Origin of the sequence: Trichococcus sp. (assembly GCF_049589555.1) — a bacterium.
Taxonomy (GTDB): Bacteria; Bacillota; Bacilli; order Lactobacillales; family Aerococcaceae; genus Trichococcus.
The window spans coordinates 14,244-28,700 of the sequence record NZ_JBAWAZ010000016.1; the positions used below are offsets into that span (position 1 = coordinate 14,244).

The 14,457-nt window shown below is 51.4% G+C and carries 13 protein-coding genes; 8 read left to right on the forward strand and 5 right to left on the reverse strand.

Translation table 11 applies throughout. The annotated features are described in order from the left end of the window. Positions 1-41 precede the first annotated feature (41 nt). The gene (locus tag WBV27_RS00930; RefSeq protein WP_424198600.1) at positions 42-1,709 is read right to left on the reverse strand and encodes a L,D-transpeptidase family protein; all 1,668 of its coding nucleotides are present in this window, start codon (positions 1,707-1,709) and stop codon (positions 42-44) included. 188 nt (positions 1,710-1,897) lie between these two features. Further along, positions 1,898-4,084 carry a DNA helicase RecQ gene (gene recQ / locus WBV27_RS00935; RefSeq protein WP_424198602.1) on the reverse strand — a complete coding sequence of 729 codons (2,187 nt, stop codon included), beginning with the start codon at positions 4,082-4,084 and terminating at the stop codon, positions 1,898-1,900. Between the two features lie 267 nt (positions 4,085-4,351). Here recQ and selD point away from each other — a divergent pair, with 267 nt between their 5' ends. Genes selD through WBV27_RS00955 form a run of 4 tightly spaced genes read left to right on the forward strand, consistent with a single transcriptional unit; the run spans position 4,352 to position 7,472 of the window. Continuing rightward, a complete protein-coding gene (selD, locus tag WBV27_RS00940; protein ID WP_424198604.1) occupies positions 4,352-5,383 on the forward strand; it encodes a selenide, water dikinase SelD in 1,032 nt (343 codons plus the stop codon). A gap of 43 nt (positions 5,384-5,426) precedes the next feature. Further along, positions 5,427-6,050 carry a sulfurtransferase-like selenium metabolism protein YedF gene (gene yedF / locus WBV27_RS00945; RefSeq protein WP_424198606.1) on the forward strand — a complete coding sequence of 208 codons (624 nt, stop codon included), beginning with the start codon at positions 5,427-5,429 and terminating at the stop codon, positions 6,048-6,050. Further along, positions 6,047-6,319: a DUF3343 domain-containing protein gene (locus WBV27_RS00950; protein ID WP_424198608.1), complete on the forward strand. Its 273-nt coding sequence runs from the start codon at positions 6,047-6,049 to the stop codon at positions 6,317-6,319. The genes yedF and WBV27_RS00950 overlap by 4 nt, the downstream gene beginning before the upstream one ends. Next, the gene (locus WBV27_RS00955; RefSeq protein ID WP_424198610.1) at positions 6,312-7,472 is read left to right on the forward strand and encodes an aminotransferase class V-fold PLP-dependent enzyme; all 1,161 of its coding nucleotides are present in this window, start codon (positions 6,312-6,314) and stop codon (positions 7,470-7,472) included. The genes WBV27_RS00950 and WBV27_RS00955 overlap by 8 nt, the downstream gene beginning before the upstream one ends. Before the next feature lie 199 nt (positions 7,473-7,671). Here the strand turns inward: WBV27_RS00955 and mnmH are convergent, their stop codons facing one another. The 3 genes from mnmH to WBV27_RS00970 form a co-directional block, all read right to left on the reverse strand. Beyond that, on the reverse strand, positions 7,672-8,712 hold the full coding sequence (gene mnmH, locus WBV27_RS00960; protein WP_424198612.1) for a tRNA 2-selenouridine(34) synthase MnmH: 1,041 nt from the start codon (positions 8,710-8,712) through the stop codon (positions 7,672-7,674). Positions 8,713-8,864: 152 nt separating this feature from the next. Next, the gene (locus tag WBV27_RS00965) at positions 8,865-10,313 is read right to left on the reverse strand and encodes a DEAD/DEAH box helicase (protein WP_424198614.1); all 1,449 of its coding nucleotides are present in this window, start codon (positions 10,311-10,313) and stop codon (positions 8,865-8,867) included. A gap of 166 nt (positions 10,314-10,479) precedes the next feature. After that, the gene (locus WBV27_RS00970) at positions 10,480-10,956 is read right to left on the reverse strand and encodes a hypothetical protein (protein WP_424198616.1); all 477 of its coding nucleotides are present in this window, start codon (positions 10,954-10,956) and stop codon (positions 10,480-10,482) included. A gap of 438 nt (positions 10,957-11,394) precedes the next feature. On the opposite strand from WBV27_RS00970, the gene WBV27_RS00975 reads away from it, so the two are divergent. The 4 genes from WBV27_RS00975 to queC all read left to right on the forward strand — a co-directional run bounded on the left by WBV27_RS00975 (position 11,395) and on the right by queC (position 14,332). After that, the gene (locus WBV27_RS00975) at positions 11,395-12,492 is read left to right on the forward strand and encodes an RNA-guided endonuclease InsQ/TnpB family protein (protein WP_424198618.1); all 1,098 of its coding nucleotides are present in this window, start codon (positions 11,395-11,397) and stop codon (positions 12,490-12,492) included. A 154-nt stretch (positions 12,493-12,646) separates the two neighbouring features. Continuing rightward, complete coding sequence (locus WBV27_RS00980) at positions 12,647-13,144, forward strand: QueT transporter family protein (protein ID WP_140185451.1); 498 nt, start codon at positions 12,647-12,649, stop codon at positions 13,142-13,144. A gap of 18 nt (positions 13,145-13,162) precedes the next feature. Next, entirely contained in the window at positions 13,163-13,663 is a 501-nt protein-coding gene (queF, locus tag WBV27_RS00985) for a preQ(1) synthase (RefSeq protein WP_086989253.1), read from the forward strand. Beyond that, the gene (gene queC, locus WBV27_RS00990; RefSeq protein WP_424198621.1) at positions 13,664-14,332 is read left to right on the forward strand and encodes a 7-cyano-7-deazaguanine synthase QueC; all 669 of its coding nucleotides are present in this window, start codon (positions 13,664-13,666) and stop codon (positions 14,330-14,332) included. Positions 14,333-14,457: the final 125 nt, after the last annotated feature.

The following is a 14,457-nucleotide window of genomic DNA, read 5'->3' on the forward strand; positions in this document are numbered from 1 at the left end:
GCTTGTTCATTATTTTTTTCATGGTTTTCCGCGTCTGGTGGTTAATAAACCACGACCGGCGTGCCGACGGAATAGGTATTGTAAAGCGTTTGGACCGCATAATAAGGGGTGTTGACGCAGCCGTGCGATCCCAAATACAGATAAAGATCTCCGCCGAAGCCTTGGGTTTGCCAAGAGGCGTCATGCAAGCCGTAGGCATTCCCCAAAAATGGGATCCAATATTGGACCGGTGACTCGTAATCTTCCCCGATCAGAACGCTTGGGGATTCCTTATACGGTTGGATCGCGAACAGTCCTCTTGGCGTCGGCATCGAAGGTCGTCCGGTGATGACGGGAGCATTGACGATCTGCTGGTTGCCGATGTAGGCCCAGACGCGTTGATAGGCGATGCTGATGATGATGTAACTGGAGCCGACATAATAGTTGGTGCCGGCATTCGTCCGGAAGTTGCCGTCCTGGACAGTCCAATCGGGTCCCGTCGGATAGGTTGGGACTGGCGGGGCAGCAGGAACAACCGGAGCGGGCGGCGGTTTCGGTACGTATTCCATGAAGGCGACTGCCGTTTTCCCCGGTGCCGCCGCATCTTTTTGGACCAATTGCATCTGGACGGCGCTGACGTCATAGTCGTATCCTTGTGTTCCGGCTGTTTCGCCATTCTTGGCCCAATCCAACCAGCCCACTCCAGGTACATGGACTTGATAATAGATATCATAATGCGCAGCCAGTTCATCCGTCAACTGCATTTCGATCCGCTCGATGCGTTGACCTGTTCCTGGCAGTCCGGCTTCCAATCCGTCCTGCGTCCACTCAAACCAACCGTTTTCACTTGTGGCGGCACGATAGGAAACCGATCCCGGATAGGGCTGGGAGTCCAATTTCGCCTGCAAACCTTCCAACGATTGCGAAGAATCCGGGGATCCGCTTTGACCCGGATTGAGGACAGGATCCTGCCAGCCCGAGTCCGTCAGATAACTGCCGTAGGACAAAACAGGTTCGGTGCGTTTGATGAAGCTCTGCTCACGTTTGCCTAAAAAAATCTGTTCCTTGTTCATCAGAACGATTTCGACCCCTTCGATTGGATAGCGGAAACCGTCCGTACCGGCTGTCTCGCCATTTATGGACCAGTCAAGCCATCCGAAGCGGCTCGTTTGGACCCGGTAATAAAGATCGTATTGAGCGGCCAAAGCACCCGTCAACTTAAATTGCAGAGCTTCGATCGGTTCACCTGTACCTGTCGTTCCGGCCGTCTCACCGTTTGTGGCATAGCCTGACCAACCACTGCCTTGTCTATAGGTCCGATAAGAAACGCTGCCCGCTTCCGCCAAATGGGTCAAACGCGCCCGGATGGCTTCGAGCGGCAAAGCCGCCCCGCCGCTGATTGCGCCTTCCTGGACTTCAGGATGCCAACCGCTGTCCTGTAAGTAAGTCGTATAAACTAATTCAGCGTTGCCGGCCGTTGGCGTTGAAGGCTGGCTATCCAGTGTCCTTGTTAGGGCAGCAACACTTCTTGTATGTTGCGTGACATGATCCTTGCCGGTTTCGGCAAGCGTCCCATCCAGATTTATGTAAGCTGGATGGTAAAGTTCCAGTAAACTTTTTTCGACAACTGCACCGTTCTCCACCGAATATGCTGGAGCCGCGATGCGGGCAGGGGCTAATCCGGCAACAATGAACAACCCCAATAGAATAAACAAAATGTTCCTTCTCATGATAATCCCTCCCGGCAGAACCGTAAGCGACAAGAATTGGAGCGTCCATTCGTAACCGCTCTCTTTCCTCCATTATACCAAACAATGCCCCGTTAAAAAAAACACAAGCGGGCCAAAGACCCGGATAACTGCAAAAAGTTCAGGGACGCTTCAAAAATGAAGCGTCCCTGAACTTATTCTAAGTCATTCTACTGTTCTCTTTTCCGGAAAGCCAACACCATCCCGATCTGGAAATAGCTGTAGTCGTCCCCCAGTTTTTCCTTGAGTGGTTTCAGATGCTGATCCTCGGCTTCCTCAATCGCTCTGGCGATGGCCTCCGCCTGCTCATCCGTGACGAAATCCGTCAAACGCATTTCGTATGCTGACAACTCAGCCAAATGGCGGAAATGGTTTTCGATGGTCATCCGTGCAAGGCCTCGGATGGCGATGATCTCTTCGACCGTCTTGCCTTCTTTATAAAGGCGATAGGTTTCCTCAAAAGTAGTGCCGGCGTAATTTTTCTGCGCCGGTTTCGGGCGTTTTTCCGCGGTTTCCGGATTGCCTTCCTGCTCTTTCTGTTCCAGCCGTTTCTGCTGCAGAATCGATTTGGCATCAGGAAACTCCTTCAGATAATCGGAAATGACACCCATGAACACTTCGCCGTAGCGCTCCAGCTTCGTTTCGCCGACACCGGACAGGCGAAGGAAGCCGTCATCATCGGTCGGAAAGTTGCGGGCCATCTCATGCAGCGTGCTGTCGGAAAAGACGATATAGGAAGGGATCCCATGCTCATTCGCCATTTCCGTGCGCACACTGCGCAATCGGTCGAACAGCTCGGTATCGTACAAGCCGCCTCCGCTCTGTTTGGCGGTGCCCTTGCCGGTCTCAACCGCATAGGACATCCCGACTTTTTTACCTTCCTTCAGGATTTCCAGCGCTTTCGGAGTGACTTGGATCAACGGATACTGATCGCCTGTCACCTGCAGGTATTCATCCGCAATCAAAACCCCGATCATTTCGCGGATTTCCCCATCATTATAGGCGCTCATCAGGCCGTATGTCTTCAGCTTATCCAGCCCAAAATCGGTGATGCCCTTCTGTTTGCTCCCCGTCAGGATGCCGATGATTTTCTGGACGCCGTAACGTCCGCGCACCCGCACGACGCAGGACAGGATTTTTTGGGCTTCTTCCGTGATGTCTATCTGTTCCGTGCGGCGCAGGCAGTTGGAGCAATGTTGGCAATTCAGCTCAGCTGTCGTTTCGCCGAAATATTCCAGGATGTACCGGCGCAGACATTGGTTCGTGTAACAGTAATTGATCATCTTATTCAATTTGTTGGTCGCTTCGCTGTCATTCGTCTTGCTGTTCAGCAACTGATTGATGATGATATCCTGCGTCGAAAACAGCAGGATGACACGCGCTTCCTCTCCGTCACGCCCCGCCCTTCCGGCTTCTTGGTAATAACTTTCGATGTTTTTGGGCATGTTGTAGTGGTAAACGGTCCGCACATTGCTTTTGTCGATCCCCATGCCGAAAGCATTCGTTGCGACCATAATCGGTTTGCGGTCGAACAGGAAATCATCCTGGTTCCGCTGGCGCTCATGTTCCGGCAGCCCGGCATGGTAAAGCGTCACGGCAAAGCCTTTTTGTTCCAATTTCTTCTGGACCGATTCCACATTTTTTCTGGTCGAACAATAGATGATGCTCGCTTCTTTAGGGTTGAGGTCCTTCACGAGGAACTTGAACTTGTCGGCGGGCTTTTCCACGCTGAAGGCCAAATTGCTGCGGTCGAAACCGGTCACCAACCGGAACGGATGCTGCAGGCGCAATTGAACCAGGATATCGTCCTGGACCGGTTCGGTGGCCGTGGCGGTGAAGGCGGCAACCATCGGACGTCTGTCGAACAGATCATACAGCCGGGCCACACCTTGGTAGGCAGGACGGAAATCGCTGCCCCATTGCGAGATACAGTGGGCCTCATCGACCACCAACAACGGCACCTTCACAAAGCGCAAAGCATTCATGAATGACTCGTTGTCTATCCGTTCCGGCGCGATGTAGAGCAGTTTGAGCTGGCCGGAGCGCATATCGTCCATCAATTGCAGAAACTCTTCCCTGGAGAGCGTGCTGTTCAAGTATGCCGCGGCAATCCCCATTTCCCGCAGGCTATCCACCTGATCCTTCATCAAGGACACGAGCGGGGAAACGACGATCGTCATGCCATCCAGCAGCAACGCCGGCAGTTGGTAGCAGAGCGATTTCCCTCCACTCGTCGGCATGATTCCGAGCACGTCTTTCCCTTGCAGGGTGTTCGTGATCAGTTCCTCTTGGCCTTCCCGGAAGCTGTCATATCCGAAATATTTTTTTAGCGTCGCGTACAGCAATTCTTTATCCACTTGCATCCATCCTTAATTGTTTATCTTTTCCCGTTAACCGAATATTCCTGAACGGGCTTGCCTTCACTCAAGGAAGCAATGGCAAACCGTCAGAAATGACCTCCTCATCATATCACATCCGCGGCCTATTTTTCCCGCACAAAAAATATTGCGGTTCTGTCCGATCAGACACTCCACTTATAAAATATGCAGATTATCCGCCTTATGCTTTGACTGGTGGTATATAATTGGAAGGTGAACACGACAAGACCTACAGGAGTGAGAAATATGGAACAGGAATTATCAAATGAACTATTTATCTGCGGTGGGTGCAATGCGAAGATCGGACCCGGCGTGCTGGGCGACCTGCTCAGCCAGTTTCCGAAACAGGAGAACCCGAATTTTTTGGTCGGTTTCGACTCGTCCGATGATGCGGCGGTATTCCGGATAGACGCCGAGACGGCCATGATCCAGACGTTGGACTTCTTTCCCGCGATGGTTGCGGATGCCACGCTTTTCGGGGAAATCGCTGCTGCCAACGCCTTGAGCGATGTATTTGCGATGGGCGGCGAAGTGTTGACGGCCATGAACATCGTCTGCTGGCCCGAAACAAAAAGCACCGATACACTCGGGAAAATTTTGGCTGGCGGCTTCAAGAAGGTCCAGGAGGCAGGCGGCGTTTTGGTCGGTGGGCATTCGATCCACGACCCCCAGCCCAAATACGGTCTCTCGGTATTGGGCAGAGTCCATCCCGATCGGATCTACCGGAATGATACCTGCGTTCCAGGCGATGTCCTGCTGCTGACGAAGCCATTGGGAACAGGCATCATCACGACGGCCTACAGCGCCGGGGAAATGGCGCAGGAAGCCTTCGACCAGGCGATCGTCTCGATGACGACGTTGAATCGTTATGCAGCGGAAGTCCTGAAAAAGTACACAGTCCACAGTTGCACCGATATCACCGGCTTCGGCCTGTTGGGGCATCTGTCGGAAATGGTCAGCGACCGCTGTTCCGCAACAGTCTACGCCGACAGTGTGCCTTGCCTGAGCGGAGCCTATCAGGGAGCCCAGGAATTCCTGATCACAGCCGGCGGACAACGCAACCGCAATCACTTGGAAGCCGATGTGGACTTCCAGATTGATGACTATGCCTTGGAGGAAATCCTTTTCGATCCCCAGACATCCGGCGGCCTGCTGGTGAGCGTCCCTGTCGAAGAAGCGGCCGCTCTGCTTGCCGAAATCGAAGCATTGGGCTTGCCCTGCGGCATCATCGGCGAAGTGACCGAAAAGGACACCAAGAAGATCACGGTCGTCCATTGAGAAAAGCATGACAAAAATATGATTTAACCAGGAGGAAAAAGGCATGAAAAAAATAGATGCCGTCGGACAAGCTTGTCCGATGCCGGTCATTCTGACCAAACGGGCTTTGAAGGAGAGCAACGGGGAGGCCATACTCATCAGCGTGGACAATGAGATTGCGACGCAGAACCTTGCCAAGATGGCGGAGCAGCTAAAACTGTCCGTCCAAGTCGAAAAAATCAATGATTCCCTTTATGAAGTCCAGCTTTCCGATCCGAACGCCGGCAATGAACCAGATGCCGCTGAATACCCTGCGCTTCCGGATCAAGCCGCCGACACAGTCGCATCATCCGGAGCAAGTTATGTCGTCGTATTGAACAGCGACTTCATCGGCAACGGCAGCGAGGAATTGGGCCGAACGCTGATGAAAAGCTTCCTCTTCTCCCTGACGGAGCAGGAAGTCCTGCCCGACAAAGTGCTCTGCTACAATGCCGGCGCGCTGCTGACAACGGAAGGTTCGTCCGTGTTGGACGACCTCAAAGCGCTGGAGGAAGACGGCGTCGAGGTGCTGACTTGCGGCATCTGCGGGGAATTTTACGGCGTGAAGGACAAATTGGCGGTAGGTGCTTACACGAACATGTACCGCATCGTTGAAATCCTGCGCACCGCCAAGACCGTATCGCCATGATCGACCGCAAACACTACGGCATCGTCGCGTTTCCGACGTCCCAGGCCGCGGCAGCCGCAGAAGCCGTTGTCCGGGATGCCGGTCAGGAATGCCGGCTGATTCCCATGCCGGAACAGATTTCGGCCGGATGCGGATTGGTGCTGCAGACGCATCTCGACGAACTGAACGCTGTCCGAGCATTGTTGTCGGAGCGTTCCATTTCCAATGATGGCTGCTACGAGGTGCGTTTTGAGAACCGAAAAAAATCCGTGGAGGTTTGGCATGACTGAACTCTATTATTTCGACAACAGCGCAACCACGCTGAAGAAGCCGGCTGCGGTGGCTGAAGCTGTCTACCACGCCATCGCCGACGGTCAGCTGGGCAACCCGGCACGCGGCAGCCATACCGTTTCCCTGAATGCTTTACGTTTGACGGAAACGCTGCGCCAAAAAACGGCAGCCCTATTCGGTGTGCCGGATGCGGCAAACGTCGCTTTTACAGCCAACGCCACCGCATCGCTGAACATGGTCCTGAAGGGCTTGCTGAAGCCGGCGGACCACATCATCACCACTGTGACAGAACACAACGCCGTCCTGCGTCCGCTTTACCAACTTGAAGAACAGGGCACTGCCCTATCCTTTGTAGGAGTCGATGCATTTGGGACGCTCCTTTATTCTGATTTCGAGCGCTTGTTGCGAGTAGATACCCGTGCAGTCGTAGTCAACCATGCTTCGAATGTCACCGGCAATACCGTAGATTTAGAACGGATCGGCGCTTTTTGCCGGGAGCACAATCTTATTTTGATTGTCGACGCCTCCCAGAGCGCAGGCGTCCTCGCCATTGACATGGTGAAGCAGCACATCGATATCCTCTGCTTCACCGGCCATAAAGGACTCTACGGCCCGCAAGGAACGGGTGGCATCTGCCTCGGCGACAGACCCTTGGCTTTCGTGCCGGTGTTCACCGGCGGCAGCGGCTTCCATTCTTTCGACAAGCAATACCCGACAGAGATGCCGACTTTGTTCGAGCCGGGCACCCAGAATGTCCATGGCTTGGCGGGCCTTTCCGCCGGTTTGGATTACATCAGCCAGAAAGGGCTGGCAGCGATCACTAGGCACTTGCAGGAACTGACTTCCCGCTTCCATGACCAGATCAAGGACATCCCGGGAATCACCCTCTATGGCAGCTTCGCTGAAAACGTCGAGCGTGCGCCGGTCGTTTCGCTGAATCTGGAGGGCTGGTCCTCCGGCGACCTCAGCGATGCGCTCTTCATGGATTACGCAATCGCTGTGCGCCCCGGCGCCCATTGTGCACCGCTCATCCATCGAGCTTTTGGAACTGAAAAAAACGGCATGGTCCGTTTCAGCTTCTCCAGCTTCAATACGATGGCGGAAATCGACTATGCAGCCAAAGCGCTGAGGAGCTTGGCGGAAGAAGGATAGAAATGAAAAGTTGTCCGATAACCGGGGGAAATCGGACAACCAGACTGCGAATGCTCTACGCGTTGTCCGATAACCCGGAAGAATCGGACAACCAGGGCACGAGCGGCTAAATTTGACGAGTGCCTTCTCGCAAAATACCCAACAAAACAGAGCAGCCACCCCGACCAAGGGCAGCTGCTCTGTTTTATTTTCTATCTGATCAATCGTTGCTGTGCTTCATCCATTCCAGAATGGTTTCGGCCGTTGCTGCGGCATCTTCGTTCCGGAAGATGGCTGCGAATTCCTTTTTGTTGAAATTGTAGCGGGGATCGTAGTATTTCACCAACAGATCTTCGATGACCGCATCGAAATCGTTCTGGCGTACCTGCTCCTTATAACCCTCGACACGCGCTTCGTTCAAATAAGGTTTCAAGCGTTCGAGCGCTGCGATCAGCTCCGATTCATTGCTGTGGAGATAATCCTTTTTGATCTGTCCGATCCGGTAATCCAATGAGGCTTCGATGTTCAGGTTAAGGCCTCTATTCATCGCATCAACCAAGGAAGGCGGCAATACGGCCTGTCCGATCCGCTTGCTTTCGCCTTCGGTAAAGACGATCAGCGGTTCCTTCCAGCCAGCGGCACTTTCGACCAACAGACTTTCGAACATTTTTTGGTTGTGCGGCTGCTTCTTCTTAAGGCCGACGCCTCCGAAAACGGATCCTCTGTTGTTGGCGCAAGCCTCCAAATCAAGCACATTGGCTCCTCGGTTTTTCAGTTCCTCCAGGATGGCTGTTTTCCCGGTCCCGGTATTGCCGTAGAGAGTCACAAATTGGACCTTTTCGAACAACACTGGGATCAGGCTGTTGATCGTGCTGCGGTAGTTTTTGTAGCCGCCTTCCATCCGGTAAACAGTCATTCCCAAGGATTTGAGCAAGGAAAAAATTGAATTGCTGCGGAATCCCCCCCTGCTGCAGAAGATGACGACTTGGTCATAGGCTTTTGTATACTCCTGGAAGAGGCTGAACATCTCAGGTAATCTTGGGGAAATGGCTTGGATGCCATGGCTTTTAGCGTCATCGATCTTGCCGGCAACGTAAAGCGTCCCCACTGTTTTCCTATCCTCATCATTCAGGACGGGCACGTTTACGGCACCAGGTATGGTTGACTTCGCAAATTCGGAAGGACTCCTGACATCCACATACAGAATCGATTTGTCTTCGCGTTGCTGTTCTATTTCTTCATATGTTGCGACTGGTTTCAATTGGTTCACCACTTTCTGGTTCTTAGTATAGCCCCTGTCGGGCAGGAATGCCACCCGAAATCTTGAGGCAAGCGCATCAAAACGACCCGACAAGCTCCTCGTTTAACGGAGACATGCGGGTCGTCGCAATCAATCATTTAATTTTATTTCAGCTATTTCTTTGCTTTGTGTACTTTCAACGCTTTGCCTTTGACGGTGCGGTTCTGCATCTCAGAAATCACAAAGGGGCCTTTGCCGTTCAGGATTTCGATGTATGTCACGTTTTCCTGGATCGTGATGATGCCGATGTCATCCGCATCGATGCCGGGAATATTGGTCAGTGTGCCGACGAAATCGATGGCGCGCAGTTTTTTCTTCTTGCCGCCGTTGAAATAGACTTTGGTGATGTCCTTGTTCAATTCCCGGTTGCGTGCCTGTTTGATGACGGGGCGTTCCTGCAGTTTCTTTTCGAAAGTCGCTTTATGATGCTGCACGAAGCGGGCGCTCGGCGGATTGATTTCGGTGATTTCCTGCTGAGCGAAGTCTTTCACTGCCTGCCAGCTTCTTTCCTCATTAGGCGTAACCAAGGTCAAGGCTATCCCTGTTTTACCGGCGCGGCCGGTCCTGCCGGTACGGTGGATGAAGCTCTCTTTCTCCTCAGGGACATCATAATTGACGACATGCGTCACGTTATCGACATCAATCCCGCGCGCAGCCACATCAGTAGCCACCAAATAACGCAGCCTGCCTTTGCGGAAATCTTCCATGACGGCTGTGCGGTCATCCTGCACCATCCCGCCGTGCATCTTATCGATCGGCAAACCGGCTTTGCTCAAGAATGTGTACAGTCCGTTTACGGCTTCCTGCGTATTGCAGAAAATGATGCAGCTGTCCGGATTCTCAACGGTCAGCAGATCCAATAGTTGCTTGGGTTTGCCCGACTCTTGGACACGGATGAAGGATTGCAGAATCTTCGGCTTGGATGCCTCGTCGCTTTCCATTTTCACCGATACGCGGTCGTGCTTCATATAGAAACTGGCCAAACGCACCACTTCATTCGGCATGGTCGCGGAGAACAGCAGCGTTTGTCTTTGTTTCGGAAGGAAATCGATGATGGCTTCCACTTGCTCAATGAAGCCCATATTCAGCATCTCATCCGCTTCATCAAGGACCAGGTAGCGTATCTTGTCAAATTTCATTGTCCCTTTTTGCAGATGATCCAATACCCTGCCCGGAGTGCCGACTACGATATGGCTTTTCTGTCTCAATTCCGATTTTTGCGTATCGAAGGAAGTCTTGCCGAAGACAGCAGTGGCCTTGATCCGCTTCAGCCGTCCGATGTTGGTGATGTCCTCTTTCACCTGCAAGGCCAGCTCCCTTGTCGGAACCAAAATCAGCGCCTGTGGACGGTTTTCCTCCCAGTTTACACTTTCGCACAACGGTACGCCAAAACTGACGGTCTTGCCGCTGCCAGTCTGCGATTCGACAATGATATCTTTGCCCTTTAAGGTCATCGGGATGACCTCCTGTTGTACTTGCGTCGGTTTGAAATAACGCAATGCCTTTAGTGCCGTAACGATTTCTTCGCTGATTGCGAAGTCTTCAAATGTTGTATAATTCATCTTGTCCTACTTTCACTTTTGATTTGTCGTCTCAGTATAACAGGAAAAACGTAATAAATCCGCGTTTTTGTGAAAACGAGTGTGCGGGATGGAATTAAAAACGGAACTGGAACTGAATCCCGTAAAGGGTTCCGCTTCCAGTTCCACCATCACCGTTTGCACCAATTCACTCTTCGCAGAACAGCCTGATCCGCTCGATTGCTTGCTGCGCCATTTCATCCCGTTTTTCCTGGTAAGCTTCTTTGTCGAATATTTTGTTCTTATCGACATAAGGAATATTCTGGATGCTTTCCAAATTCAAGGTCGTTCCGCCTTCCTCCGCTTTGGCCGTGTAATTTTGCCGCACGAAAGAATCTTCGGCCGGATCGACAGTGTCCACCCGGATGGCTGCGCGCATGACGAACTCCTCAGGGAACAGCTCCGCCTGCTGCACTTCGATGTTCACCGGCACCATTTTCCCGAACATGTCGTATTCTGCTTTGTAGACACTGGACATGCCGCCGTCCCCACTGATCTGCTTGACGATTTTCAGGCCCTCATGAATGTCTTCCCAATTCCCCACATTGGCGGCGTATTGCCATACTTTTCCCAGCGGTGCTTCGATAAAAATGCTTTTCTTGATGTGGCTTTTGATGTAGTCCATTTTATTCATCCTTCCTGCTGATTGAACCTACTGCCCTCATATGCGACTGTAATAGCGTTATCTTTATCTTCATTATAATCAAATAAATTCCCTTATACAAACTTGGCTCGCTAAACTTCGAAAACCACTCTTGGCAAGAACACCATTCTTTGTTAAACTGTTCGGGACAGTTCGTAACCATCCTGTCGTAAAATAAAACTAGGGTAATAGAATCATGCAATCAAAACGCAGGAATGTTTTTTGAGTTGGCTTGTTCTCTCCTTAGAGACAACCTTCTCGGCATCCGTGCGTCTTTTTTTGTGCATATTCCTGTAAGGCGTTGAATAAAGTATTATGAGGCTTTTAAACAGTCAATAAAAATCTCCTCAAATGCATTCAATTCTTTTATTTTTGATTCCATTTCCTCTATACTTTGCGTATAGAAAGGGATGATGCGAGATGATGCTGACTAAGAAGGTCCGTTTGATTTTGACAGACGAAACTTCCAAACTCTACCAAGCAGCCGGCGTTGCCCGCTGGGCGTACAACTACACGATCCGGATGCAGGAAATGAACCATCGCTTCGGTGGGACGTTCATCAGCGATAATGACTTGCGTAGGCACATCACCAAGATGAAGAAGCGCAAAAAATACGCCTGGTTGAACAACGTTTCCAATAATGTCGTCAAACAAGCGGTCAAGGATGCCTGTAAAGCCTACAAAGCCTTCTTCAAGGGGCAAGCTCAGCATCCCCGTTTCAAGACCAAACGCCGCTCCACGCCGAGTTTCTACAATGACTGCGTCAAGCTGAGAGTGAAAGGCAACCGCGTTCTGTTGGAAAAAATCGGTTGGGTGAAAACCAACGAACTGTTGCCCGTGGACTGCAAATACTACAACCCGCGCATCAAGTTCGACGGCAAATACTGGTATCTGACGGTTGGCATCGAGGTGAATCCGGTAAAAGTTGAATTGGATGGTCGAAATGTCGGCGTGGATATCGGCATCAAGGAGTTAGCTGTCACCTCCGATGGCGTTTTTTACAACAACATCAACAAGACAGCCTCCGTGAGGAAAGCGGAGAAACGCCTCAAGAGATTGCAGCGGCGTGCAAGCAAAAAATACAAAAAAGGAACGCCTAAATCTAAACATCTCCTAAATCTAGAAGGTGAAATCCGAAAGCAGCACCGACGCTTAGCCAACATCAGAACCAATCATGTCCATCAAGCAACGGCGGAGATCGTGAAATCCAAACCCTCCCGCATTGTGATGGAAACGTTGAACATCCGCGGCATGATGAAAGACAAGCCTTTGGCTAAGGCGGTCGCAAATCAGAAACTCTATTTCTTCAAACAATGCCTGCAATACAAATGCGAACTAAATGGCATTGAATTTGTGGAAGCAGACCAGTGGTTTCCGAGCTCCAAGTTGTGCAACAACTGCGGAACGCTCAAAAAGGACCTGAAACGTAGCGACCGAGTCTACCACTGCGCCTGCGGCCACCATTGCGATAGGGATCTGAACGCAAGCTACAATCTGAGGGATTACCAAGCAGTCTAACGGTAACTCGGATATGTACGATTCGTTGCATCGGAATTTACGCCCTCGGAGTGCTGCATCAAACGAAAGTAGTCCGTCAGGACCAAATCGGGCACGAAGAACAGGGAAGCAAACATAAACTAGATTTAGTTAGATTTATGGCAACGGTGGACCGATGCAAAAATCATTCACAAAAACACAAAAATTGACTTTCTCAGCAATGTATATCGCTATGTACATCGTCATCATGGCTCTGACACAATCTTTCGCTTTTGGACAATATCAAATCCGCATCGCCACAACTCTTTACGCCCTAGCTTATTTTAACCCGTTTCTGATCATCCCGGCTGGTCTCGCCAATCTTATGTCGAACCTGTTCTTCGGCGGACTTGGGATCATTGACATGCTTGGAGGAACCCTCGTCGGTATCATCACGGCTTCGCTCGTTTACGCTGTCCGCAAATACAACCTGCCGAAGTGGTGTCTGATTTTGCCGATCATCTTCATCCCTGGAATCGTTGTGCCTATCTACCTGTCGCAACTGTTGGCCATCCCGTTCCTGCCGCTTGTCGTCAGCCTCTGCATCGGCCAATCGGTACCGGCATTCGTCGGCTACTTTTTGGTGCAGGCACTGGAAAAACGATTCTACAAAAGTGCATTATTAAAACCCTAAGCGCAAGGAGGAAAAACAATGACAGCAGGCAGAAATGAAGCCGATCTGAACGGCATCACCCAATTAGGCAACCAACAGACTAAATATCCGCAGGACTACGATCCGAAAGTCCTCGAGACTTTTCCGAACAAGCATCCTGACAATGATTACTTCGTGAAATTCAACTGCCCCGAATTCACAAGCTTGTGCCCGATGACGGGACAGCCCGATTTTGCGACCATCTACATTTCCTACGTCCCGGGAGAGATCATGGTCGAAAGCAAATCGTTGAAGCTTTACCTTTTCAGTTTCCGCAACCACGGCGACTTCCACGAGGATTGCATGAACATCATCATGAAGGATCTGATTGCATTGATGGCGCCGAAATACATAGAGGTGTGGGGCAAATTCACACCGAGAGGCGGCATCTCGATCGATCCTTACTGCAACTACGGCAAACCCGACACAAGATGGGCAGACGTGGCTTGGCAACGATTGGCGCAGCACGATCTTTATCCTGAGAAAGTCGATAACCGCTAGATGGAAAATGTGAATGGGACAACGCAAAAACAAGCCTTGGTCATCTTTTCAGGCGGGCAGGATTCCACAACTTGCCTGATCCAAGCCATCCAAAAGTACGGCGCGGCAAACACAGTGGCACTTTCATTCAGCTATGGCCAGCGCCATGGCATCGAACTGGAACGGGCGGCCTGGATCGCCAAAGATTTGGGGGTCGAGCACCACATCCTGGACGCGAGCGTCATGGGCAAAGTCACGACGAACGCATTGATGGACGAGTCGCAGACCATCAAGGAAGCCGATGCCGAAGACTACCCGAACACCTTTGTCGATGGACGGAATGCTCTGTTCCTGTTGCTGGCCGGCATCTTTGCCAAGTCCAAAGGCATCCGCATAATTATCCTAGGCGTGTGCGAAACGGACTTCAGCGGTTATCCGGACTGCCGGGATGTGTTCGTCAAATCGATGAACGTGACCCTGAACCTGGCCATGGATTACAATTTCAACGTCGAAACGCCGTTGATGTACCTGACCAAAGCGCAGACATGGGAGCTGGCTGATCAGCTGGGCTGTCTCGCCTACATCGAGGAACATACCCATACTTGTTATATGGGCGTTCCCGGCGGTTGCGGCGAATGCCCATCGTGCAAACTCCGCAATGCCGGACTGACAGAATATTTGAATAAATAAGAAAAGCGGAACGGGTTCGCTCAGCCCTGAAAGAAATTTAGGAAATCGTGCCGACTGAGCATCGTAGAGCGCAATAGGTACGATTTATCTAATTTCCGAAGGGCTAACCCGTGAAGCTAGCCATC